21 protein-coding genes are annotated in these 23315 nt (G+C 67.0%); 6 read left to right on the top strand and 15 right to left on the bottom strand.

Features of this window, described 5'->3' with window-relative positions; genetic code table 11:
* Positions 1-4: 4 nt before the first annotated feature.
* From AC5W54_RS04515 to AC5W54_RS04540, 6 genes are all read right to left on the bottom strand, one after another.
* Complete coding sequence (locus AC5W54_RS04515) at positions 5-922, bottom strand: LysR substrate-binding domain-containing protein (protein ID WP_495960875.1); 918 nt, start codon at positions 920-922, stop codon at positions 5-7.
* Between the two features lie 64 nt (positions 923-986).
* Complete coding sequence (gene cls / locus AC5W54_RS04520; RefSeq protein WP_495960876.1) at positions 987-2405, bottom strand: cardiolipin synthase; 1419 nt, start codon at positions 2403-2405, stop codon at positions 987-989.
* A 147-nt stretch (positions 2406-2552) separates the two neighbouring features.
* On the bottom strand, positions 2553-4058 hold the full coding sequence (locus AC5W54_RS04525) for a fumarate hydratase (protein ID WP_495960877.1): 1506 nt from the start codon (positions 4056-4058) through the stop codon (positions 2553-2555).
* 204 nt (positions 4059-4262) lie between these two features.
* A complete protein-coding gene (gene uvrB, locus AC5W54_RS04530; RefSeq protein WP_495960878.1) occupies positions 4263-6290 on the bottom strand; it encodes an excinuclease ABC subunit UvrB in 2028 nt (675 codons plus the stop codon).
* A 58-nt stretch (positions 6291-6348) separates the two neighbouring features.
* Entirely contained in the window at positions 6349-6771 is a 423-nt protein-coding gene (locus AC5W54_RS04535; RefSeq protein ID WP_495960879.1) for an OsmC family protein, read from the bottom strand.
* Between the two features lie 18 nt (positions 6772-6789).
* The gene (locus AC5W54_RS04540; protein WP_495960880.1) at positions 6790-6987 is read right to left on the bottom strand and encodes a hypothetical protein; all 198 of its coding nucleotides are present in this window, start codon (positions 6985-6987) and stop codon (positions 6790-6792) included.
* A 167-nt stretch (positions 6988-7154) separates the two neighbouring features.
* Between AC5W54_RS04540 and ygfZ the strand changes: the two genes are divergently transcribed.
* Positions 7155-8204: a CAF17-like 4Fe-4S cluster assembly/insertion protein YgfZ gene (gene ygfZ / locus AC5W54_RS04545; RefSeq protein ID WP_495960881.1), complete on the top strand. Its 1050-nt coding sequence runs from the start codon at positions 7155-7157 to the stop codon at positions 8202-8204.
* 47 nt (positions 8205-8251) lie between these two features.
* Here the strand turns inward: ygfZ and AC5W54_RS04550 are convergent, their stop codons facing one another.
* From AC5W54_RS04550 to AC5W54_RS04590, 9 genes are all read right to left on the bottom strand, one after another.
* Positions 8252-9019, bottom strand: a complete 768-nt coding sequence (locus AC5W54_RS04550) for a TatD family hydrolase (RefSeq protein WP_495960882.1) — start codon at positions 9017-9019, stop codon at positions 8252-8254.
* Between the two features lie 235 nt (positions 9020-9254).
* The gene (prfC, locus tag AC5W54_RS04555) at positions 9255-10844 is read right to left on the bottom strand and encodes a peptide chain release factor 3 (RefSeq protein WP_495960883.1); all 1590 of its coding nucleotides are present in this window, start codon (positions 10842-10844) and stop codon (positions 9255-9257) included.
* A 170-nt stretch (positions 10845-11014) separates the two neighbouring features.
* A complete protein-coding gene (locus AC5W54_RS04560) occupies positions 11015-13036 on the bottom strand; it encodes an ASKHA domain-containing protein (protein ID WP_495960884.1) in 2022 nt (673 codons plus the stop codon).
* Between the two features lie 87 nt (positions 13037-13123).
* On the bottom strand, positions 13124-14038 hold the full coding sequence (locus tag AC5W54_RS04565) for a dihydropteroate synthase (RefSeq protein ID WP_495960885.1): 915 nt from the start codon (positions 14036-14038) through the stop codon (positions 13124-13126).
* Between the two features lie 95 nt (positions 14039-14133).
* Entirely contained in the window at positions 14134-15192 is a 1059-nt protein-coding gene (locus tag AC5W54_RS04570; RefSeq protein ID WP_495960886.1) for a methylenetetrahydrofolate reductase, read from the bottom strand.
* Positions 15189-15671, bottom strand: a complete 483-nt coding sequence (locus AC5W54_RS04575) for a methylenetetrahydrofolate reductase C-terminal domain-containing protein (RefSeq protein WP_495960887.1) — start codon at positions 15669-15671, stop codon at positions 15189-15191. Before AC5W54_RS04575 ends, AC5W54_RS04570 begins: the two co-directional genes overlap by 4 nt.
* Positions 15672-15742: 71 nt before the next feature.
* On the bottom strand, positions 15743-16048 hold the full coding sequence (locus AC5W54_RS04580; RefSeq protein ID WP_495960888.1) for a virulence factor: 306 nt from the start codon (positions 16046-16048) through the stop codon (positions 15743-15745).
* Entirely contained in the window at positions 16036-16671 is a 636-nt protein-coding gene (locus tag AC5W54_RS04585; protein WP_495960889.1) for a DUF1638 domain-containing protein, read from the bottom strand. Before AC5W54_RS04585 ends, AC5W54_RS04580 begins: the two co-directional genes overlap by 13 nt.
* An 18-nt stretch (positions 16672-16689) precedes the next feature.
* Positions 16690-17391: a corrinoid protein gene (locus AC5W54_RS04590; protein ID WP_495960890.1), complete on the bottom strand. Its 702-nt coding sequence runs from the start codon at positions 17389-17391 to the stop codon at positions 16690-16692.
* Positions 17392-17702: 311 nt separating this feature from the next.
* Here AC5W54_RS04590 and purU point away from each other — a divergent pair, with 311 nt between their 5' ends.
* From purU to AC5W54_RS04615, 5 genes are all read left to right on the top strand, one after another.
* Complete coding sequence (purU, locus tag AC5W54_RS04595; RefSeq protein ID WP_495960891.1) at positions 17703-18581, top strand: formyltetrahydrofolate deformylase; 879 nt, start codon at positions 17703-17705, stop codon at positions 18579-18581.
* 24 nt (positions 18582-18605) lie between these two features.
* Positions 18606-19571: a bifunctional methylenetetrahydrofolate dehydrogenase/methenyltetrahydrofolate cyclohydrolase FolD gene (gene folD, locus AC5W54_RS04600; protein ID WP_495960892.1), complete on the top strand. Its 966-nt coding sequence runs from the start codon at positions 18606-18608 to the stop codon at positions 19569-19571.
* Between the two features lie 59 nt (positions 19572-19630).
* Positions 19631-21193, top strand: a complete 1563-nt coding sequence (locus tag AC5W54_RS04605; protein ID WP_495960893.1) for a trimethylamine methyltransferase family protein — start codon at positions 19631-19633, stop codon at positions 21191-21193.
* A gap of 209 nt (positions 21194-21402) precedes the next feature.
* Positions 21403-22674, top strand: coding sequence for an ATP-binding protein (locus tag AC5W54_RS04610; protein WP_495960894.1), 1272 nt, complete (start codon positions 21403-21405; stop codon positions 22672-22674).
* A gap of 40 nt (positions 22675-22714) precedes the next feature.
* Complete coding sequence (locus tag AC5W54_RS04615) at positions 22715-23254, top strand: response regulator transcription factor (RefSeq protein WP_495960895.1); 540 nt, start codon at positions 22715-22717, stop codon at positions 23252-23254.
* Positions 23255-23315: the final 61 nt, after the last annotated feature.

Below are 23315 nucleotides of genomic sequence, written 5' to 3' on the forward strand. Positions count from 1 at the left end.
GTATTCAGGCCTGCAGGAAATCCCGCGGCAACTTCATCATCTGCCGCCAGAGCTTCTCGACGCCGGGCTTGTGCACCAGGGAGCAACGGTAGAGGCGAATCTCCAGCGGGACGTCCCACTTCTCGCCACCGGCGCGCACCAACCGGCCGTGCGTCAACTCCTCGCGGATGCAGAAGTCGGGAATCCAGGCCATGCCCACCCCCTGCAGCACCATGCCCTTGAGTCCCTCGGCCATGGCCGTCTCGTAGACGGTGCGCAGGCGCATCCGCAGCGGGTCGTTCTTCAGCAGCATGCGCACGCTGCGGCCGAGGAAGGCACCCTGGGTGTAGGAGAGGTAGGGAATGGGGTCGCGCCCCTCCAGCGGCAGGCGGGGCTCCCCCAGTTCGTTGGGCAGACACACCGGAATCATCTTCACCTGGCCGATGGAGAAGGAGGGGAATACCTCGGCGTCGAGCTGCATGCTGGCGTAGGGGTCGTAGTAGGCCAGCATCAGGTCGCAGTTGCCCTCGCGCAGCACGTGGATCGCCTCTCCCACGTTCATGGCCACCAGCCGAGTAGGCAGTTCGCCCAGGCCCTTCTGAAGCCGCGAGATCCACTGCGGATAGAAACTCAGGGCCAGGGAGTGGGCGGCGACGATGTCCAGCGCCTCGTTGGCCATGGAGAGCCCCCGTAGATGGCCCAGGCTCTCGTTGAGTTGCTCCACCAGGTTGCGGGCGGTGACCAGGAACAGCCGCCCCTCGGAGGTCAAGTCCACCGGGGTGGTCGAACGATCCACGAGGGTCACACCCACGGCCTGCTCCAGGGCACGAATGCGGCGGCTGAAGGCCGGCTGGGTGACGTGACGTTGACGCGCCGAGGCAGAAAAGCTGCGGGTGTTGGCCAGGGCAACGAAGTCTTCCAGCCACTTGGTCTCGAGGTTCACCGGGGCTCCCGATCGCAGGTGAGTTGTCGGCCGCATCCCGCGGGCCTTCGCAGGCGGTAATGTATCACTGGATCGGCGACAGGAGGTAGGCGGCACGGGACACGAGCTTGCGCCACAGCGGCCGCGAGGTCAGTTCATCGCGGGTGACGCGGCGGCAGTTGGCGAAATCCTGCTCCAGCATCAGGCGCACCTCGGCGGCGAAGCGACGATCGGGGATGACCGCTGTGATCTCGAAATTGAGCCGGAAGGAGCGGTTGTCGAGGTTGACCGTGCCCACGCTTGCCGCGACATCGTCGATCAGCATCACCTTCTGGTGCAGGAAGCCCGGCTGGTAACGGTAGACCTTGACCCCGGCCTGCAGCATGTCGGGCAGGAAGGAGAACGCCGAGAGAAACACCAGCAGATGGTCCGGACGCTCGGGCATCATGATGCGCACGTCGACCCCGCGCATGGCGGCCAGCCGCAGGGCATCCTGGACCCCCTGGTCGGGAACGAAGTAGGGGCTGGTCACCCAGAAGCGCTCATGGGCGCTGTGGATGGCGTGCTGGACCAGCAGGCTGGCGGTCTCCTGGCGATCCGCCGGTCCCGACGGCACGATCACCACGCGCTGGTTCTCCTCGCAGGTCAGCTGCGGGGTCCAGGCCAGGTTGATCACCTCGCCGGTGGCCCAGTGCCAGTCCTCCCAGAACGCTTCCTGCAGCCCCAGCACGCTGGGACCGACGAGCTTGAGGTGGGTGTCCCGCCAGGGGCCGTGGCGACGGCCCTGGCCCAGGTACTCCACGCCCACGTTGAAACCACCCAGCCACCCCTCTCGACCATCGATCACCAGCACCTTGCGATGGTTGCGGAAGTTGAGCTGGAAGCGGTGGCGGAAGCCCCGCGACGAGCGGAAGGCGCTTACCGCCACCCCCGACTCGGCCAGATCACGCAGGTAGCCCTCGTTGAGCTTGTGGCTGCCGATCTCGTCGTAGAGGAAGTAGACCCGTACCCCGCGATCGGCGGCCCCTTGCAGTCGCTGCTTGAGCTCGATCCCCAGGGCATCGTTGCGCACGATGAAGAACTGGATCAGGACGTACTCCTCGGCCCGCCCGATGCCCTCGAACAGGCTGTCGAAGGTCGCCTCGCCGTCGATCAGCAGCTCGGCGCGATTGCCGTGGGTCAACGGCATCATGGCCAGCTGCTCCACCGCCCGGATATCGGCATCCTGAGGTTCAGCAACGAAGGGGTCGACCTGATCGCGATAGCGTGCCAGCACGCGGCGAAGCACCGTATCTCGCTCGCCCCGCGCCGAGACGTAACCATAGAAGCGAGGCCGCCCGAAGACCCAGTAGGCCGGCACCGCCAGGTAGGGCAGCGTGACCAGGGAAATGATCCAGGCGATGGCGCCCTGGGAGGTCCGACTGGACATCAGGGCCAGCACCGCCGAGAGGATACCCAGCAGGTGCAACAGGAAAATCGCCCAGCCGATCAGCCACGAGGTCATGCGCGCTCCATCAGTCACCGGCCGCCGGCTCCATCGACGGCCATCGGTCTCGGGAAAACTCGCCCCACGAAAACAGGGGCCTACAGCATACTCCCGAAACGCGCGACCCCGCCAGATGGCGGGGTCGCGGGGAGACATCGGCAGGCGTCAGGCGCGCTCGGCGATGATCTCCTTCCACTTCGCCGGACCGGTCTGGTGCACCGAAGTTCCCTGACTGTCCACCGCCACGGTCACCGGCATGTCCTCGACCTCGAACTCGTAGATGGCCTCCATGCCGAGATCCTCGAAGCCCACGACGCGGGACTTCTTGATCGCCTGGGCGACCAGGTAGGCGGAGCCGCCCACGGCCATCAGGTAGACGGCCTGGTTGTCGCGAATCGCCTCGATGGCGGCTGGACCGCGTTCAGCCTTGCCGACCATGCCCAGCAGGCCGGTCTCCTCCAGCATGGTGCGGGTGAACTTGTCCATGCGCGTGGCGGTGGTGGGGCCGGCCGGGCCGACCACCTCGTCGCGCACCGGATCCACCGGGCCCACGTAGTAGATAAAGCGCCCTCTCAAGTCGACCGGCAGCGGCTCTCCATTGGCGATCATGTCGACCATGCGCTTGTGGGCGGCGTCACGACCGGTGAGCAGCTTGCCATTGAGCAGCAGGGTGTCACCGGGCTGCCAGGTCTGCACCTCTTCCGGGGTCACGGCGTCGAGGTCGACGCGCTTGACGTTGTCGCCCGCCTCGCGGGTGATCTCCGGCCAGTCCTCGAGCTTCGGCGCCGCCAGGGCCGCAGGACCGCTGCCGTCCAGGGTGAAGTGGGCATGCCGGGTGGCCGCACAGTTGGGGATGATCGCCACCGGCTTGTTGGCGGCGTGGGTCGGGTAGTCCTTGACCTTGATGTCGAGCACCGTGGTCAGTCCGCCCAGGCCCTGGGCGCCGATGCCGCTCTTGTTGACCTTGTCGAACAGCTCCAGGCGCAGCTCCTCGGCGCGGTTGGCGGGACCACGGGCCTGCAGTTCCTGGATATCGATGGGCTCGAGCAGCGCCTCCTTGGCGATCTCCATGGCCTTCTCGGCGGTGCCGCCGATCCCGATACCGAGCATGCCGGGCGGGCACCAGCCGGCGCCCATCTTCGGCAACTGCTCCAGTACCCAGTCGACCACGCTGTCGGAGGGATTGAGCATGGCGAACTTGGACTTGGCCTCGCTACCGCCGCCCTTGGCGGCCACGTGCACCTCGACGGTGTCGCCCGGCACCAGCTTGTGGTGGATCACCGCCGGGGTATTGTCACCGGTGTTCTGGCGCTTGCCGTCCGGGTCGGCGAGCACCGAGGCGCGCAGCACGTTGTCGGGCAACCGGTAGGCGCGGCGCACGCCCTCGTTGATCATGTCGTCGAGGCTCATCTCGGCCTCGAAGCGCACGTTCATGCCCACGTGGACGAAGACGGTGACGATGCCGGTGTCCTGGCAGATCGGGCGATGCCCGGTGGCGCACATCCGCGAGTTGATCAGGATCTGGGCGATGGCGTCCTTGGCCGCGGGATTCTCCTCGCGCTCATGGGCCGCCGCCATGGCGTCGATGAAGTCCTTGGGGTGGTAGTAGGAGATGTACTGCAGGGCATCGGCGACGCTCTGGATCAGGTCGTCCTGGCGGATCACGGTCATGGGCAAGGGACTCCTTGGCGTTATCGGCATGCCCGCTCCCGGCCCGGTGTCTGGCACCGGCCTGGCAGGCTCGAACGGGGGCGGATTATACCTCACCCGCCGACCTGCCGGCAGCGTTCTACCACCAATAGTGGGGGTCACTGTGTGGCTGGGATGAAAGATAACGGTATAATCCCTTCTGCGCGAAGCGCTGCGGCCGCCCGCTCAGGCCGACCCCAGCAGCAACTGCCGCTCCTTGAGCTCGTGCAGCCGGTCGCGCAGCCGTGCGGCCTCCTCGAACTCGAGATTCTGGGCGGCCTCGAACATGGCATCCTCGACCCGCGACAGCTCCTTGAGCAGCTCGCTCGGCGAGAGATCGGCGGGATCGTAGATCGCCGAGCCTTCGGCCACCTTGCGCTCGACCTTGCGTCCCTTGCCCTTCCTGCCGGGCGCCTGGGCGGCCTCCATGATATCGGCCACCGAGCGGGTCACGGTCCGGGGGGTGATGCCATGTGCGGCGTTGTGGGCAATCTGCTTGGCGCGCCGCCGCTCGGTCTCGTCGATCGCTCGGCGCATCGAGTCGGTGGTCCGGTCACCGTAGAGGATCGCCTTGCCGTGGGCGTTGCGCGCCGCCCGGCCGATGGTCTGGATGAGCGAGCGCTCGTTGCGCAGGAAGCCCTCCTTGTCGGCATCGAGGATCGCCACCAGCGATACCTCGGGGATGTCGAGCCCCTCGCGCAGCAGGTTGATGCCCACCAGCACGTCGAACCGGCCCAGACGCAGATCGCGGATGATCTCGACCCGCTCGACGGTGTCGATGTCCGAATGCAGGTAGCGCACCCGCACGTCGTGCTCGTCGAGGTACTCGGTGAGGTCCTCGGCCATGCGCTTGGTCAGGGTGGTGACCAGCACCCGCTCCCCCACCTCGGCACGCAGGCGGATCTCGGAGAGCAGGTCGTCGACTTGGGTCGACGCCGGGCGCACCTCGATCTCCGGATCGACCAGCCCGGTGGGGCGCACCACCTGCTCCACCACCTGGCCGGCGTGCTCGGCCTCGTAGGGGCCCGGGGTGGCCGAGACGAAGATGGTCTGGGGGGAGATCGACTCCCACTCCTGGAAGGTCATGGGGCGGTTGTCCAGCGCCGAGGGCAGGCGGAAGCCGTATTCCACCAGGGTCTCCTTGCGCGAGCGGTCACCCTTGTACATGCCGCCCACCTGGGGAACGCTGACATGGGATTCGTCGATGAACAGCAGCGCGTCACCGGGGAGATAGTCGAAGAACGTAGGCGGCGGCTCGCCCGGCGCCCGCCCCGAGAGGTAGCGCGAGTAGTTCTCGATGCCGTTGCAGTAGCCGAGCTCGTGCATCATCTCGATGTCGTAGAGGGTGCGCTGCTCCAGCCGCTGGGCCTCCACCAGCTTGTCGTGCTGCCGGAGCCACTCCAGGCGCTCGACCAGTTCGCTCTTGATCTGTGCCGCCGCCCCCAGGATCGTCTCCCGCGGTGTCACGTAGTGGCTCTTGGGGTAGATGGTCATGCGCGGCACCTTGCCACGCACCTCGCCGGTCAGCGGGTCGAACAGGCTGATGGTATCGATCTCGTCGTCGAACAGCTCGACCCGCACCGCCTCCTCGTCGGAGTCGGCGGGATAGATATCGATGACGTCGCCACGCACGCGGTAGGTACCGCGCTTGAAGTCCATGTCGTTGCGGGTGTATTGCAGCTCGGCGAGGCGGCGCAGGAAGGCGCGCTGGTCGATCAGCTCGCCGCGGGTGAAGTGCAGCCGCATCTTCAGGTACTGGTCCGGGTCGCCGAGGCCGTAGATCGCCGAAACCGAGACCACGATCAGGGCATCGCGGCGTTCGAGCAGCGCCTTGGTGGCCGAGAGGCGCATCTGCTCGATGTGGTCGTTGATCGAGGCGTCCTTCTCGATGAAGGTGTCCGACGACGGCACATAGGCCTCGGGCTGGTAGTAGTCGTAGTAGGAGACGAAGTACTCGACGGCGTTGTCGGGAAAGAACGCCTTGAACTCGCCGTAGAGCTGGGCCGCCAGGGTCTTGTTGGGCGCCATGACGATGGTCGGGCGCTGCAACCGCTGCACCACGTTGGCCATGGTGAAGGTCTTGCCCGACCCGGTGACGCCGAGCAGGGTCTGGTGGGCGAGCCCCGCCTCGAGCCCCGTCACCAGGCCCTCGATGGCCGAGGGTTGATCGCCGGCGGGCTGGAACCTGGACTGCAGACGAAAGGGCTTGCTCATGGTCGCTCCGGGAAGGTGTCGGGCGCCGCACCGACGCCCCGGGAATGAACGACGGGCCTCAGGCCTCGGCGGTACTGGCGGTGCGCGTGGTGACCTCCACGGTGGCGCTGGTCATCAACCGGTGGATCGGACACTTGTTGCTGATCTCCTCGAGGCGCTCGCGCTGCACCGAGTCGTCGATGCCGTGGAAGGTCATCACCACTTCGAGTCGATAGGTCCCCTTGCGTTCCTCGCTGTCGTCGCGATTGACCCTGACGCTGACCCCCTCGAGCGGCCACTGCTTGCGCCGGGCATACATCTGGGCGGTGATCGCCTTGCAGGCGCCCAGCGAGAGGTCGAAGTAGTCATGGGGATCCGGTGCACTGTCCTCCCCCCCGACAACCACGGGCACATCCACGTAGAGGTCCTCGAAGCCGTCGAGCTCGACCCGCTGGCGGTAGATGCTGTTGCGTTCGCTGATGACCTCGATGGTCTTCTTCATGAGGGGGCCTCGCGTCGGTCACCGGACCTCGATGGGGAGTTTGAGCGCTTTCACCGCCTTGATCAGCACCTCGCGCTTCGCCCTTCCCTCGACCTCGGCACCGTGGCGGCCGACCTCGACACTGTCGACACCGTCGAGCATCATCAAGGCCGTGGTGATGCGGTTGATCTGGTCGGCGTTCTCGACGCCCTCGAAGCTCAGCGACTGGTGTGCCATGACTGCCTCCCGGCGTGGCCCGACATGCATAAGCTGTCGTGAATACGTAAGTGCAGGGCTCGAGTCTAGCATGGCCACGGCGCTCCGGCAGCGCTTGCAATGTGGTGCCGGTGCCCGCATTACTCTGGAAACACCGAGCGAACGAGACCGATGACAGGAGCTCCGGAATGAACGAATGGATCGCCGCCCTGGGGGGCCGGCAGGAGGCCGAGGACCGGGTCGAGTTCGAGCACGCCTCGCCGGGCGCTTTCGAACCGGCGCGGCTGGCCCTGGAAGCCACGGTGATGACACCCTTGGTCCACCTCGGCGTGCTGGACGTGACCGGCTCCGATGCCGAGAAGTTCCTGCAGGGCCAGACCAGCGCCCAGGTGACCCTGGCCGATGGCGAGTTCGCCCCGCTGACCTGCTTCTGCACCCCCAAGGGACGCATGCTCGCCAATGCCCAGCTCTGGCGGGTCGCGCCGGAGCGCTACCGGCTGATGATGCACCGTAGCCTGCTGGATTCGCTGGCCGATCACCTGAAGAAGTTCGCCGCCTTCTACAAGGTGGCGCTCGAGGTGCGTGACGACCTGGCCCTGATCGGGCTGATCGGGCGCGAGGCGGCCGCGCTCGCCGAGGTGCGTTTCGACGTCATCCCGCCGAAGCCCTGGCATCAGGCCGGTGATGACGAGCTTCAGGTGCTCGCCCATCCCGGCCCACGCCCCCGTCTGCTGGCCTGCCTGCCCAGCGATGGGGCCGTCGAGGCCTGGCAGCGCCTTCGGGACCACGCCACGCCGGTGGGCAATGCGGTATGGCGGCTGCACGACATCCAGGCCGGCCTGGCCTGGCTCGACGCCAGCCAGCGCGATGCCTACCTGCCCCAGATGATCAACTGGGAGGCGCTGGGCGGTATCAGCTTCAAGAAGGGCTGCTACACGGGGCAGGAGGTGGTCGCCCGGGCCCACTTCCGCGGCCAGGTGAAGAAGCGCCTGGTCCGCGCCCAGCTCGACGGCAGCCTGCTGCCCGAGCCCGGCAGCCCCGTCCAGGATGCCGAGGACAAGTCGCTGGGCGAGGTGCTGGCCGCCGAGCTGGATGCCTACGGCGAGGCCGAGGTGGTAGCGGTGATTAGCACGAAGGAACCGACGCTGCCGCTGCGCGTCGCCGGCCAGAAGCTCAAGCTGCTGAAGCTGCCCTACCCCATCGAGCGGCTGGACCCGGAGGCCCTGGCGGCGAAGTAAGACCCCATGGTGGGCTGGGCTCCGACATGGCAGGCGCGCCCATGACCTCAGCGGCCATCCAACTTGAACAGCCGCCTGGCGGTGGCGGTGCTGTACGCCGCCACCTGCGCCTCGCTCTGCCGGCGAAGCCGCGCCACCACCCGGCATATCTCGGCCACCCACACCGGCTCGTTGCGCTCGCCGCGATGCCCGGCGAGCGGCATGTCGGGGCTGTCGCTCTCCAGCACATAGCCGTCGTCGGGCAGCGAGGCCACGGCGCGGCGCAGCCGCTGGGCGCGCTCGTGGGTGACCGCGCCCCCCAGCCCCACCACGAACCCCAGGTCGAGGAAGCGGCGCGCCTGCTCCGGTGAGCCGGCGTAGGCGTGGATCAAGCCGCCCGCGGGCAGGTCGAGCTGGCGCAGCCGCTTGGCGACCTGGTCGTTGGCCCGCACGCAGTGGATCACCACGGGCAAGCGGCGAGACTTGGCCAGGCGCAGTTGGGCATCGAAGAGCCGCCACTGGGCGTCGAGGGTCTCCGCGAAGCGGGCATCGATGCCGCACTCGCCCACGGCGACCACTTCGGGACATTGGTCGAGAGCCTGCGCCAACGCCTCGATATCCCCCTCGGCGTGCTCATCCATGAAACAGGGATGCAGCCCCAGGCAGATATCGACCTCATCGCGCTGACCCAGCGCCAGCACCTCCGCCCAGCGGGTACGAGTGGTGGCCGGCACCACGAAACGACGCACACCCACCGCCCCGGCCCGCGCGATGACCGCCTCGCGGTCGGCATCGAAGTCGGGGAAGTCCAGATGGCAGTGGGCGTCGATCAGCATCGCGCATCTCCACTGGGTGGCCTCGACCCGCGGCTTTCCCGGCGACAGGCCTGCGCGGAGGCGCTGTGAATCCCTCCCTGGACGCTACCGATGCCATCCCTGGCATCGGACCTCCGCTTCGACCTGTCCCCGGCGCCGCTGGGGTTGACATCATCCTGCCGGGCTTCGGGCTTCGGGCTTCGGGCTCCGCTAAGAGCCTAACCGCTCGAGACTCGTGGCTCGCAGCCCGTAGCGATCAATGCTCCCGCGTCGGCTGGAAGCGGATCTCCGGCCAGCGCTCCTGGGTCATCTGCAGGTTGACCCGGGTCGGGGCGATATAGGTCAGGTAGCTGCCGCCGTCCATGGCCAGGTTGGTGCTCGCCTTGCGCTTGAACTCCTCGAGCTTCCTGGCGTCGTCGCTATAGACCCAGCGGGCGGTGTGGACGTTCACCCCCTCGTAGACGCAATCGACCTTGTACTCCTCCTTGAGGCGATGGGCGACCACGTCGAACTGCAGGGTGCCCACGGCGCCGAGGATCAGGTCGTTGTTGTCGAGCGGCATGAACACCTGGGTCGCGCCCTCCTCGGAGAGCTGCTGCAGGCCCTTCTGCAGCGCCTTCATCTTCAGCGGGTCCTTCAAGCGCACGCGCTTGAACAGCTCCGGCGCGAAGTGCGGGATGCCGGTGAAGCGCATCTCCTCGCCCTGGGTGAAAGTGTCGCCGATCTGGATGGTGCCATGGTTGTGCAGGCCGATGATGTCGCCGGGCCAGGCCTCCTCCACGTGGGAGCGGTCCGAGGCCATGAAGGTCAACGCATCCGCTATCTTGACGTCCTTGCCGATGCGCACATGGCGCATCTTCATGTTCTTCTCGTACTTCCCCGAGCAAACCCGCAGGAAAGCGATGCGGTCGCGGTGGTTCGGGTCCATGTTGGCCTGGATCTTGAACACGAAGCCGGTGAAGCGACCGTCCTCGGCCTCGACGGTGCGGGTATCGGTCTCGCGGGGCTGGGGCGGCGGGGCATACTCGACGAAGCCGTCGAGCATCTCGCGCACGCCGAAGTTGCCCATGGCCGTGCCGAAGTAGACCGGGGTCAGCTCGCCGCGCAGATACGCGTCGTGATCGAACGCGTGGGAGGCGCCGCGCACCAGCTCCACCTCCATGCGCAGCTCCTCGGCCAGGTCCTCGCCGAGCACCGCGTCCACCTCGGGGTTGTCGAGCCCCTCGATGCGCCTGTCCTCGGGAATGCGGCTGCCCTGCCCCTGGGTGTAGAGGTGGATCACGTCGTTGTAGAGGTGATAGACCCCCTTGAAGCCACGGCCCATGCCGATCGGCCAGGTCATCGGTGCGCACTGGATATCGAGCACCGTCTCCACCTCGTCCATCACCTCGATGGGGTCGCGGATGTCGCGGTCCATCTTGTTGACGAAGGTGAGGATCGGCGTGGTACGCAGGCGACAGACCTCCATCAGCTTGATGGTGCGCGCCTCGACGCCCTTGGCCCCGTCGATCACCATCAGCGCCGAATCCACCGCCGTCAGGGTGCGGTAGGTGTCCTCGGAGAAGTCCTCGTGACCCGGGGTGTCGAGCAGGTTGACGATGCGCCCTCCGTAGGGAAACTGCATCACCGAGGTGGTCACCGAGATGCCACGCTCCTGCTCCATCTTCATCCAGTCGGAGGTGGCGTGACGATCGGCGCGCTTGCTCTTCACCGAACCGGCCAGCTGGATGGCGTTGCCGAACAGCAGCATCTTCTCGGTGATGGTGGTCTTGCCCGCATCGGGGTGCGAGATGATCGCGAAGGTGCGTCGTAGCCCGACTTCCCGGGCCAGGGTGGAATCCGCCATGGAGTTGCGTGTCGCCTTCTGTACGGTGCCGACCGCGGTCGGCACCCTGCGTGAATGGAGAATTGGCGGCATTCTAAGCCTTCACGGGCGGCAGTTGTAGGGCCGGCTGCTCAGTTGCGCCATCGACGAGTCAGGCATAGCCAGCGGCGATGGCCCTGCCGGCCCTCCCCTCAGGCCCGTTGGCGACGCCGCCGCCGGCCACCGCGCGGTGCGGCGCTGGCCTCAGCCGCGGCCGGCAGGGTCACGTGAGCGCTGAGCTGCGGGAAGGGGTCGTGGCGATGGGGGATCGCCATGGCGTCCACGAAGTGCTCCTGGAAGCGCGGCTCGGTGGCGGTCTCCACCTTCTCCACGCGCCGCACTACCGACTCGATCTCGCGACGCGCCTTGCGGCTCAGCAGGGCGATGCGCGCCCCGGTGCCGGCGGCGTTGCCCGCCGACGTGACGTATTCCAGAGCGCAGTCGGGGATCAGTCCCAGGATCATGGCGTACTTGACGTCGATGTGAGCCCCGAAGGCGCCGGCGAGGCGAATGCGGTCGACGCGATCGGTGCCGAAGTGCTCCATCAGCAGGCGGATGCCCGCGTACAGCGCGGCCTTGGCCAACTGGACGGCGCGGATGTCGGTCTGGGTAATGGCCAGGGTGCGGGCGTCGTCGCGGTGCAGCACATAGGAGAAGGTGCGCCCGTCGGCGGCGACACGCGCGCTGCGCTCGGCGAGCGTACCGCGCACCACCCCGTCCCGGTTGATGATACCGGCCAGGTACATCTCGGCGATGACCTCGATGATGCCCGAGCCGCAGATGCCGGTGACACCGTGGGGCGCCACCGCCTCGTCGAAGCCCGGGTCGTCGGACCACAACTCGCAGCCGATGACCTTGAAGCGTGGCTCGAGCGTCAGGGGATCGATGCGCACCCGCTCGATGGCACCCGGTGCGGCACGCTGCCCGCCGCTGATCTGGGCGCCCTCGAAGGCCGGTCCCGTGGGGCTGGAGCAGGCCAGCAGGCGATGGCGGTTGCCCAGCACGATCTCGGCGTTGGTGCCCACGTCGACCAGCAGCATCAGTTCCTCGCCCAGGTAGGGTGTCTCCGAGAGGATCATGCCGGCGGCATCGGCCCCCACGTGGCCGGCGATGCAGGGCAGCCCGTAGACACGAGCGTTGGGGTGGATGACAAGGTCCATTTCGGTGGCCCACAGCCCGTCGATGGCCTCGTCGGTGGCCAGCGCAAAGGGCGCACCACCCAGTTCCACCGGGTTGATGCCGAACACCAGGCTCTGCATGATCGGGTTGCCGACGAAGGTCGCCTCGAGGATGGCATCCACGGGTACGTCTGCCTCGGTGGCCAGTTCCACCGTCAGCTCGTTCAAGGCGTCGCGCACCGAGCGTGTCATGGCCTGGTCGCCGCCGGGGTGCATCATGATATAGGAGACCCGGCTCATCAGGTCCTCGCCGTAGCGGATCTGCGGGTTCATGCGCCCGGCGGAGGCGACCACCTCGCCGGTCTGCAGCTGGCACAGGTGGGCGGCGATGGTCGTCGAGCCCACGTCCACGGCCATGCCGTAGACCTGCGCCTGGAAGCCCGGCCACACCCCGATGAGGCGTCGGTCGTCGTGGACCGCCACCGTCACCCCCCAGCCCCCCTGGCGCAGGGCCGCCTGCAGCTGCTGGAGGACGCGAATGTCGTTCTCAAGTTCACTCAGGTGCCACTCGTAGGCCAGGGCATCCTTGAGGCGGCGCAGATCCGAGGCCGGGACGTGCATGTCTGGCTCCTGCACCTCCACATAGTAGAGACGCACGATCGGGTCGAGCTCGATGTCGAGCACCTCTGCCCGCTTGCGCACGACCTGGCGGTGCACCTGGCTGGCGGACGGCACATCGATCACGGCATCGCCGAGCAGCCGGGCCGAGCAGCTCAGCCGACGGCCGTCGCGCAGCGTCCCGCGGCGCTTCTCCCAGGCCTGCTCGACATCGCTCTGGCCGGTGAGGTGATCCGACCACGACTCGACCCCATGCTTGGCGAAGTGCCCTTCGCAGAGGTCCACCTGGCAGCGGCCGCACAGCCCGCGCCCACCACACACCGAATCGATGTCGACCCCCAGCGCGCGGGCCGCCTCGAGCAGCGGGGTGCCCACCGGGAAGCGCCCACGGCGTCCGGAGGGGGTGAAGACTACGAGCGCCTCGTCGGCATCGGACATGGGGACCTCCATCCGCGGGGGCGATGAGGAGAGCGAAGCACCTCGGGCGAGGCGCTTCGACTCTCGCTGGGGCACGCTAGGCCGAGCTCAGGTGACGGCACGCCGACGCCGGGTCTGGCGTCGCCCGCGCCCCTCGACGCCATCCGCCCCTGCCGCCGGCGGCTCGCGAAACTTCTGGATCCAGCGCATGCAATCGGGGTCGTGCCCCATCATCACGTCGGCGCCCATGATGGCGGTCATGATCTCGCTGTGCAGCGGGTTGGTGATCGCCGAGGTCAGCCCCGAGGCGATGGCCATGCTCATGAACGCACCGTTGATGCCGTTGCGGTTGGGCAGGCCGAAGCTGACATTGGAGGCCCCGCAGGTGGTGTTGACCTTGAGCTCCGTCTGCAGGCGGTGGCACAGGGCGAAGACCTGGCGGCCCGCCGAGCCCACGGCACCGATCGGCATCACCAGCGGATCGACCACCACGTCGCAGGCGGGAATCCCGTGGTCGGCGGCGCGCTCGACGATCTTCCGGGCGATGGCGAAGCGCACGTCCGGGTCCTGGGAGATGCCCGTCTCGTCGTTGCTGATCGCCACCACCGCCGCCCCGTGCTTCCTGACCAGCGGCAGCACCGCCTCGAGGCTCTCGTCCTCGCCGGTGACCGAATTCACCAGGGCCTTGCCCCGGTAGACCGACAGGCCCGCCTCCAGCGCCTTGATGACCGAGGAGTCGAGACACAGCGGCACGTCGGTCAGCGACTGCACCAGCTCGACGGTCCGGGCCAGAATCGCCGGCTCGTCGGCCAGCGGAATGCCGGCATTGACGTCCAGCATGTGGGCACCATGGGCCAACTGCTCCGCCACGTCCTTGACCACCCCGGTGAAGTCGCCGGCGGCCATTTCCGCGGCCAGCTGCTTGCGCCCGGTGGGGTTGATGCGCTCGCCGATGACCACGAAGGGCCGCTCGAAGCCGATCACGACTTCCTTGTTGTGTGAGCTGATGACGGTATCGGTCATGGTGTTTCCTCGGTGATGGTGCCTTGTCATTGCCATTCGGGTGCTTGCGGCAAGCGTTGTTGTCGTCACTATGATGGCGCCGGGTCGCGCCTTCCCTACATGGGCTCGAGCGCTTCCGGCTGTGCATCGGGCGATTCGGGGTTGAGTTCCGCCGGGTTGTCGCGTCCCGGGTACCAGGGCACCCGCCCCTCCAGCACCCCGGTCGTCTCGATGATCTCGGCCACCGCGTGCTCCTGGCGGTAGGCCATGATGTGGGCCCCGCTGACTCCAGGGATCTCGCGGATCTGCTGCAGCAGGTCCATGCACAGCCGCTTGCCCTCCTCCCTCTGGTCGCGAGCACCTTCGAGTCGCTCGATCACGGCATCCGGGATGTGCACGCCGGGCACGTTGTCGCGGATCCAGCGGGCGCTGCGTGCCGAGGCGAGCGGCCCGATGCCGGGCAGGATGAACACACGATCTGGCCCCTCGAGCAGTCCCAGGTCACCCACCTTGAGCATGAAGTCACGCAGCCGGGGGATGTCGAAGCAGTACTGGGTCTGGATGAACTGCGCGCCGGCGGCCACCTTCTTGGCCAGCCGATGCGGCCGCCACTCACAGGGCGGCACGAAGGGATTCTCGGCCGCCCCCAGGAAGATGCGCGGCGGCGTGTCGATGCGCCGCCCGCTCTGGAAGCGGCGGTCGTCGCGCATGCCGCGCGCGATTTCCAGCAGGGACATGGAGTCCAGGTCGAACACCGGCTTGGCCTGAGGGTGGTCACCGGCCTGGACACCGTCGCCGGTCAGGCACAGCAGGTTGCACGCGCCCATTGCCGCCGCCCCGAGGATCTCGCCCTGCATGGCGATGCGGTTCCGGTCACGGCACGACATCTGCAGGATGGTGGCGTAACCCACCCGGGTGAGCAGCGAGCAGACCCCGACGCTTGACATGTGACAGTGTGCCCCGGAGCCATCGGTGGCGTTGATGGCATCGACAAAGCCATCGAAGATCGCCGCCCGCTTGAGCACCTCGGCCGGGTCGGCGGAATCCGGTGGATCGATCTCGCTGGTGATGGCGAACTTGCCGGCACGCAGCACGCGCTCCAGGCGCCCGGGAGAGACATGCCCCGGCAGGATCGGCAGGGAATAGCCCGGCACCGGTTCGTCGTCGAACTTCATTTCACGGCTCCACCGTCGGCACGGTCGCGGGGTCCATGAGCCAGCTGCCGCACCACGCGTAGCCAGGACGAGGAATCCTTCAGGCGAAAGTCCACCGGTTGCTGCACCACCTGGATGCGATCGCCGTACTTCATCCGGCGGCTGCCTTCCCAGGCATCGACCCAGACGCAGCGCATCTCGGGCTCGACCTCGCAGTGACCGTTGGCCCTCACGCCGCCGCAGGGGCCGTTACGCAGGTTCTTGGGGCAGTTCATGGGGCAGGACATGCCGGTCGCGGAGAGTGCGCACTGACCGCACATCCGGCAATCGAACAGCAGTCCCTTGACCCGCTTCTCGACGGCCTTCACCGGGGCTTCGATCCGCGCATAGCCGATCCGCCGCCAGAGCGGATGCAGCTTCACCAGCAGCGGCTCGAAGCCGCGGTACAGCATCTCGAACAGCCTGGCATGGCGGACCACCCAGCGACGCACCTTGTACATTGTCACCATCCTCGCCCGCGGTTACGGCGGATCCTGTTGTCCTTGTCTTCGCGGCCGCCGCGCCCCGACCATCAGCCGGGCGTGGCCTGCCCCTTCTGCCGCACGAGCCGCTTGAGCGTCTCGTCATCGAAACACGCTTCGAGACGCGCCGCTTCGGCCTCGGCCTCGGCCTGCAGGTCGTCACCGCACGCCCGGGGAGCGCTGCGCTGCCAATCGGCCAGGTAGGCCTCCGACCCCCCCTTGCCGGCACGCATGGCCGCCCGGTCGATGGCATGCTGGAAGCGCGATGACAGCGGCACCTTCGCGGTTTTCCGCCCCTGCCTGGCGATGACCTGAGCGGGTATATCCCGCCAGCTGACGATGCTCAGTGCCGCCATGTCACCTCCTCGCCTGTCTCGATGTGCGTCCTGGCGACTGGCTCCACCAGACGCACCAGAGCGCGCTCCAGGTCGCCATAGCCGGTGTGGCGGTATTCGAGGGAGAGCCCCAACCGTTCGGCGGCGCACCGAGCCGCCGCCTTGAGGGCAGGATCGTCACGCTGCGACAGGTAGACCAGGCGGCGATACTGCCCGAAATAGAGGCTCGCGAGCTCGGGATGCCGCGCAATGCCCAGTTCCTGGATGACCAGGCGATCGAAGTGGCGCACGAGAAAGTCGGTCAGATAGAAGGTCCCGGGCTCCCGGGCGGACAGCGCCGCGATCACCGACGCCCCGGCATAGACGTCGTAGCAGTGCGCCCCCGGCAGCCTCTCGGCGCCATGCTCGGCCAGCACCTCATCGAGCCGCCCTCCCGTCCCGCAGTCGGCATAGGCAACGAAGATGCGCGGGTCACCCACCACCTGATCCAGCCTGTCGCGCACGGCACCGGGGATCCGCTCCGGGCGATTGTGCAGGGCCGCCGGCAGGCATTCCAGGCGCACCTCCCGCCAGCCATTGGCAGCGATCAGGGCCTTGATTTCCCTGGCCAGCGCACCACAGGCGATGATCAATATCGGCGACATGCCGGGGACCTCCACGACTCAAGCGGCGCGACGCTGCGCGATGAGTTCCTTGGCCATGTCGACCGCCACACCGGCATCACGGCAATAGGCATCGGCGCCGATGGCGCGGCCGAACTCTTCATTGAGCGGGGCGCCACCGACCATGATGATGATATCGTCGCGCAGGCCCTTCTCGACCAGGGTATCGATGACCACCTTCATGTAGGGCATGGTGGTCGTCAGCAGTGCCGACATGCCAAGAATGTCGGGTTTGTGCTCTTCAAGGGCCTCGAGGTAGGTCTCGACCGGGATGTTGATACCGATATCGATCACCTCGAAACCGGCCCCTTCCATCATCATCGCTACGAGATTCTTACCGATGTCATGAATGTCGCCCTTGACGGTGCCGATCACGATCTTGCCGACGGTCTCGGAGTCGGAGGCGGCCAGCAGGGGACGCAGCACTTCCATGCCCCCTTTCATCGCATTCGCCGCCATCAGCACTTCCGGCACGAAGAGGATGCCGTCACGAAAATCGACGCCGACGATGGCCATGCCGCCCACCAGTGCCTCGTCGAGCACCCGGCTGGCACTCCAGCCGCGTTCCAGCAGGATCTCGGTCCCCTCGACCACCTCGTCCCGTAGCCCGTTATAGAGATCATCGTGCATCTGCTCGATCAATTCGTCATCGGGCAGGTCGTTGAGGTCGAAGTCTTCTTCTTCATTATACTGTTCTGTCATGGCACTCCGCTCCTGATCATTCCACCCGGCCACGGCAAGGTTGCGAAAGCAGAGTAGGTGCACGCCGCGGGCAGCACATCCATGCGAGCGACGTCCATATGTCGAGAAACGCCACACGATTCGTATTGTCCTCCTTACCGACCCCCTTTCACAGTTACTTGATTTACATCAAATTATACGATCATCCAACCCTCTTGCCCGGGTCGCGGTGACAACGTTTCGGGTCGCCGTCAGGCATGCGCGACGACACCACCGGAGTACATTTCGACGCATAGCTGAACAACAACAGTCACGCTGCGCCGAGGATAGCCATGTCCGCGATGACCGAAGGAAAGAACATCTATGTGCTGAAGGCCAGCTGCAAGGGGGCCATCGGTACCGTGTCCCGCCTTACCACCTACCTCGCCCAGCGCAACTGCTACATCATGGAGCTGGCGCAGTTCGATGAAACCGCCACCGGAAATTTCTATTTCCGCTGCGTCTTTTCGACGACACCGGGTGTCACGCCGAAACTCGAGGACCTCGAGGCAGAGTTCGACCAGGGGGTTGCCCATCTCGACGACATGCAGTGGGAGATGCACGACACCCTGACCCCACCCAAGGTGCTGATCATGGTGTCGAAGTTCGATCACTGTCTGGACGATCTGCTGTACCGGCAGCGCACGGGCGAGATCAAGATGGAGATTCCGGCCATCGTCTCCAACCATCCCGACCTCAAGCGGCTGGCCGACTGGTACGAGATTCCCTTCTACCACCTTCCCGTCACTCCGGAGACCCGGCAGGAACAGGAGCGTCAGCTACTCGATCTCGTCGAGGAAACCGGTGCCGAACTGGTCGTACTGGCCCGCTACATGCAAATTCTTTCGTCGAATCTCTGTGAGGAGCTCTCCGGCCGCGCCATCAATATCCACCACTCCTTCCTGCCCGGCTTCAAGGGCGCCAAACCCTACCACCAGGCCTTCGAGCGTGGCGTCAAGCTGATCGGCGCCACCGCCCACTATGTCACCACCGACCTGGACGAGGGGCCGATCATCGAACAGGTCGTCGAGCGCGTCGATCACACCTACAGCCCGGCCCAGCTGGCCGCCGTCGGCCGGGATGCCGAGAACATGGCGCTGTCACGGGCGGTTCGCTATCACCTGGAGCACCGCGTCTTCACCAACGGCAACAAGACCGTGGTGTTCCGCTGACGCCCCCCGGCAGGAGGAACGACCATGCCCATCGTGATCGACGGCAAGGCCCAGGCAGCCCGGCTGCGTGCAGAGATCGGTCGCCAGGTCGGCCGACTGCGCCAGCGCAGCCTGATCACCCCCGGCCTTGCCGTGATCCTCGTCGGCGAGGATCCGGCCAGCCAGGTCTATGTGCGCAACAAGGCGGCCCAGGCCCGTGAATCCGGCATGTCCTCGTTCGAGTACCGCCTGGCCGACAGCGTGCCCCAGAGCAAGCTGCTCGACCTGATCGCACGGCTCAACCGGGACCCCGAGGTTCACGGCATCCTGGTGCAGCTGCCGCTGCCCCCCCAGGTCGACACGGCGCACGTGATCCAGGCCATCCATCCCGACAAGGACATCGATGGCTTCCACCCCATCAATGTGGGCTACATCGCCACCGGGGGACACGGCATGGTGCCTTGCACGCCGCTGGGCTGCCTGCTGCTGCTCAAGCACCAGCTGGGCGACCTGAGCGGGAAGCGGGCGCTGGTGCTGGGGCGTTCCAACATCGTCGGCAAGCCCATGGCGAGCCTGCTGCTGCAGGAGCACTGCACGGTTACCCTGGCGCACTCGCGCACGGAGCATCTCGAGGAGGTGTGTCGACAGGCCGATATCCTGGTGGCCGCCGTGGGCCGCGCCTGCCTGGTCAAGGGAGACTGGATCAAGCCCGGGGCCACGGTGATCGATGTGGGCATCAACCGCATCGAGTCGGACGGCCGAACGCGCCTGGTCGGCGACGTGGACTTCGACGCTGCCTGCGAGGTCGCCGGCGCCATCACACCGGTGCCCGGCGGAGTCGGCCCCATGACCATCGCCTGCCTGTTGCTCAACACCCTGGAAGCCACCTGCCGCCAGCATGGCATCCCCTTCCCCGACGACATCCTGTCGCTGGCATGGGATGACACGACGGCCGAGGCGGCCTGGCCCGCGCCGTCGGCACGCCCGATGGCACCACACCGCAGCGGTTGACGCGCCCCCCCCCCGTCCTCTACCTGCCCCCGTCTCCCACAACAACGCCGGAGAACTCCATGAACTCCTCCACCGCTCCTCGTCGCCGCACACGCTCTTCCGCAGGCGCACGCCGCGCCGGGAGAGGCACCGCACAAGCCCCGGCCCAGCCCTACGCCACGCGCCGCATTCCCCATTTCGAGGTCCTCGACGAGGCGGGACTGTCCCTCATCGAGGACAATGCCGACACCATCCTCGAGGAGATCGGCATCGATTTCCGCGGCGATGTGGAGGCCCTGCAGATCTGGCGCGACGCCGGTGCCGACGTGCAGGGCGAACGGGTGCGCATGCCCCGTGGCCTGTGCCGTCGGCTGATTCAGGCGAGCGCCCCGCGTCAGTTCACGCAGCAGGCACGCAACCCGGAACGCAACGTGGAGATCGGCGGCCCGCACACCGTCTATGTGCCCGCCTACGGCTGCCCCTTCGTGTACGACATCGATCGGGGACGTCGCTACGGCACGCTCGAGGACTTCGAGAACTTCGTCAAGCTCGCCTACCTGTCACCGAGTCTTCATCACTCCGGCGGCACCATCTGCGAGCCGGTCGACCTGCCGGTCAACAAGCGCCATTTCGACATGGTCTACGCCCACATGAAGTACTCCGACAAGTGTTTCATGGGCTCGGTCACGCACCCGGAGCGCGCCCGGGACACCGTGGAGATGGCCAGGATCCTGTTCGGCGAGCGCTGGATCGATCCCGACACCGGCAAGCCGCGCACCTGCGTGATCGGCCTGATCAACGCCAACTCGCCGATGACCTTCGACGACACCATGCTGGGCGCTGCCAAGGTCTATGCGCGCGCCAACCAGGCCTGCATCATCACCCCCTTCATCCTCGCCGGCGCCATGTCACCGGTGACCGTGGCGGGCACCGCGGCGCAGACCCTGGCCGAGGCCATGGCCGGCCTGGCCTTCGTGCAGCTGGTCAACCCGGGCGCACCGGGGGTGCTGGGCAGTTTCGCCAGTTCCATGTCGATGCAGTCCGGCGCCCCCACCTTCGGCACACCGGAGCCGGCACTGGTGCTCTACGTGATGGCCCACCTGGCCCGTCGGCTCGGTGTGCCCTTCCGCTCCGGCGGTTCGCTCACCGGCTCCAAGCTGCCCGACGCCCAGGCCGCCAGCGAGAGCGCCAACACCCTGCTGCCCACCACCCTCGGCGGGGTCAACTTCGCCCTGCACACGGCGGGCTGGCTGGAGGGCGGACTCGCCATGGGCTACGAGAAGTTCGTCATGGATGCCGACCAGGCCGGCATGATGCAGACCCTGCTCAAGGGCGTCGACCTGTCGGAGAATGGCCAGGCGATGGATGCCATCCGTGAGGTCGGCCCCGGCAAGCACTTCCTCGGCTGCGCGCATACCCAGGCCAACTTCAAGGACGCCTTCTACCTCTCGCCGATCACCGACAACAACAGTTTCGAGCAGTGGGACGCCGATGGCCGGCTGGACATGGCCCAGCGCGCCAATGCCCGCTGGAAGAAACTGCTCGCCGAGTACGAGGCCCCGCCGCTGGACCCGGCGATCGACAAGGCCCTGCTCGACTACATGGCGAGGCGCAAGGCCGCCTTCCCCGACTCCAACGTCTGACCACCCATGACGCCGACCGGTCCAGCCAAGCCGGTCGGCGCCCTGCGGCCACGAGACAGGGACACTACTCCTGGCACAGGTCCCCGTCGGTCCTCCGCCAGCCCGGGCAGCAGCGCCAGAGGATTGAGACATCGGAACGCCGGCTCGTCGAGTCCACCGCCGGGGGCGCAACGCGTTATCATGGGGCCACCCGCCGCCACGGAGTCACCATGCACGCCGCCCTGCCCCTGCCGTTGTCCACCCCCAACCGCAACCTGGTGCGCCTGACCTTCGTTCGCGGGATCACCTGGACCGGCTTCCTCGCGGCCATCATCATCGGCATCGAGCTACTCGGCTTCGAGCTCGAAGTGCCAGCGGTGATCGCGGTGATCATCGGCATGGCGATGATCAATGTGGCCACCTGGTGGCGCCTGGGCCGCCCCTGGGCGGTCACCCATGACGAATACCTCGCCCATCTGCTGGCCGACGTGGCGGGCCTGACCCTGCTGTTCTACTTCACCGGCGGCTCCACCAACCCCTTCATCACCTACTACCTGGTACCGGTGACGATCGCCGCCGCCACCCTGCCCTGGCGCTATGCCTGGCTGATCGCCGCAACGGCCATGGGCGCCTACACCTTCCTGATGGTGCTCTACCATCCGGTCCCCCAGCTCAGCCACGGCCATGACACCGGCCCGGTCAACCTCCACGTGCTGGGCATGTGGCTCAACTTCGGCCTCTCGGCAGGGTTGGTGACCTTCTTCATCTACAAGATGGCCCATGCCCTGCGTAGCCGGGAGCAGGCCCTGTCACGTACCCGGGAGTCGGCGCTGCGCAACGAACAGGTGCTGGCCGTGGCCACCCAGGCCGCCGGCACGGCGCATGAGCTCGGCACGCCGCTCTCGACCATGGCGGTGCTGCTCGCCGAGATGCGTGAGGAGGCCCGTGGCAACCCGTCGCTGGAGAAGGACGTGGAGCTCTTGCGCCAGCAGGTCGGCATCTGCAAGTCACGCCTACAACACCTGGTGGCCAGTGCCGACCGACGTCGCCTGGCCGAACCGCAGATTCTCGACGCCGAGCGCTGGCTGGCCGAGGTGGTACAACGCTGGCTGGTACTGCGCCCCGATGTCAGCCACCGGCTCGAGATCGCCGAACGTCGCGGCCGTCCCTGGCTGGCCGTGGACCCCACCCTCGACCAGGCGCTGACCAACCTGCTCAACAACGCCGCCGACGCCAACCCCGACGATATCGCCATTCGCCTGGACTGGGGTGCCGACGAGGTGGTCATCGACATCCGCGACCACGGCCCCGGAGTGGCCCTGTCGATCGCCGACCAGCTCGGCGAGACCTTCGTCTCGACCAAGAGCAAGGGCATGGGCATCGGCCTGTTCCTGACTCACGCCACCATCAACCGCTTCGGTGGCGGCGTCAGCCTGTACAATCATCCCGAAGGCGGGACCCTCACCGAGGTGACCCTGCCGCGAAGAGAGCCCGCGGAGTGACCCCGTCGCGCTCACTCGACGACTTCCTGCGAGGGATCCCATGCAAGAGACCGCACAACGCCTGCTGATCATCGATGACGACGAGATGTTCTGCCATGTGCTGGACCGTGCCATGACCCGCCGCGGCTATGCGGTGCTGGTGGCCCACGATGCCGAGCAGGCCCTGTCGCTGGCCCGGCGGCATTCGCCGGAACTGGCTACCCTGGACCTGAAGCTCGAGCACGAGTCGGGGCTCAAGCTGTTGCCCGAGCTGCTCGAGGTGGTGCCGGGCTGCCGCGTGGTGGTGCTGACCGGCTACTCGAGCATCGCCACCGCGGTGGAGGCGATCAAACTCGGCGCGGTGAACTACCTGTGCAAGCCGGCGGACGCCGACGAGGTGGTCGCCGCCCTGTTCAAGCAGGAGGGCGACCCGGATGCCGAGGTGGCGGAGCATCCGCCATCGATCAACCGCATCACCTGGGAACATATCCAGAAGGTGCTGCAGGAGCACGACGGCAATATCTCCGCCACCGCCCGCGCGCTGGGCATGCACCGCCGCACCCTGCAGCGCAAGCTGCAGAAGCGCCCGGTGCGGCGCTGACGCTTCGAGCTTCGAGCTTCGAGCTTCGAGCTTCGAGCTTCGAGCTTCGAGCAGTATTCTG

The organism is Halomonas sp. LMYGS-3, from assembly GCF_059509875.1.

Coding starts and splice junctions, on each gene's coding strand:
- AC5W54_RS04540 (WP_495960880.1), bottom strand. CDS start 6,987: ATGGCACACCAGTCGCTGAGCTTCGAGGGCGTCGAGAACGCCGACCAG.
- AC5W54_RS04615 (WP_495960895.1), top strand. CDS start 22,715: ATGCAAGAGACCGCACAACGCCTGCTGATCATCGATGACGACGAGATG.
- prfC (WP_495960883.1), bottom strand. CDS start 10,844: ATGGCGGATTCCACCCTGGCCCGGGAAGTCGGGCTACGACGCACCTTC.
- AC5W54_RS04565 (WP_495960885.1), bottom strand. CDS start 14,038: ATGACCGATACCGTCATCAGCTCACACAACAAGGAAGTCGTGATCGGC.
- purU (WP_495960891.1), top strand. CDS start 17,703: ATGTCCGCGATGACCGAAGGAAAGAACATCTATGTGCTGAAGGCCAGC.
- AC5W54_RS04525 (WP_495960877.1), bottom strand. CDS start 4,058: ATGACCGTGATCCGCCAGGACGACCTGATCCAGAGCGTCGCCGATGCC.
- AC5W54_RS04585 (WP_495960889.1), bottom strand. CDS start 16,671: ATGTCGCCGATATTGATCATCGCCTGTGGTGCGCTGGCCAGGGAAATC.
- AC5W54_RS04580 (WP_495960888.1), bottom strand. CDS start 16,048: ATGGCGGCACTGAGCATCGTCAGCTGGCGGGATATACCCGCTCAGGTC.
- AC5W54_RS04560 (WP_495960884.1), bottom strand. CDS start 13,036: ATGTCCGATGCCGACGAGGCGCTCGTAGTCTTCACCCCCTCCGGACGC.
- AC5W54_RS04535 (WP_495960879.1), bottom strand. CDS start 6,771: ATGAAGAAGACCATCGAGGTCATCAGCGAACGCAACAGCATCTACCGC.
- AC5W54_RS04605 (WP_495960893.1), top strand. CDS start 19,631: ATGAACTCCTCCACCGCTCCTCGTCGCCGCACACGCTCTTCCGCAGGC.
- AC5W54_RS04575 (WP_495960887.1), bottom strand. CDS start 15,671: ATGTACAAGGTGCGTCGCTGGGTGGTCCGCCATGCCAGGCTGTTCGAG.
- AC5W54_RS04590 (WP_495960890.1), bottom strand. CDS start 17,391: ATGACAGAACAGTATAATGAAGAAGAAGACTTCGACCTCAACGACCTG.
- AC5W54_RS04610 (WP_495960894.1), top strand. CDS start 21,403: ATGCACGCCGCCCTGCCCCTGCCGTTGTCCACCCCCAACCGCAACCTG.
- AC5W54_RS04550 (WP_495960882.1), bottom strand. CDS start 9,019: ATGCTGATCGACGCCCACTGCCATCTGGACTTCCCCGACTTCGATGCC.
- folD (WP_495960892.1), top strand. CDS start 18,606: ATGCCCATCGTGATCGACGGCAAGGCCCAGGCAGCCCGGCTGCGTGCA.
- uvrB (WP_495960878.1), bottom strand. CDS start 6,290: ATGAGCAAGCCCTTTCGTCTGCAGTCCAGGTTCCAGCCCGCCGGCGAT.
- ygfZ (WP_495960881.1), top strand. CDS start 7,155: ATGAACGAATGGATCGCCGCCCTGGGGGGCCGGCAGGAGGCCGAGGAC.
- cls (WP_495960876.1), bottom strand. CDS start 2,405: ATGACCTCGTGGCTGATCGGCTGGGCGATTTTCCTGTTGCACCTGCTG.
- AC5W54_RS04570 (WP_495960886.1), bottom strand. CDS start 15,192: ATGAAGTTCGACGACGAACCGGTGCCGGGCTATTCCCTGCCGATCCTG.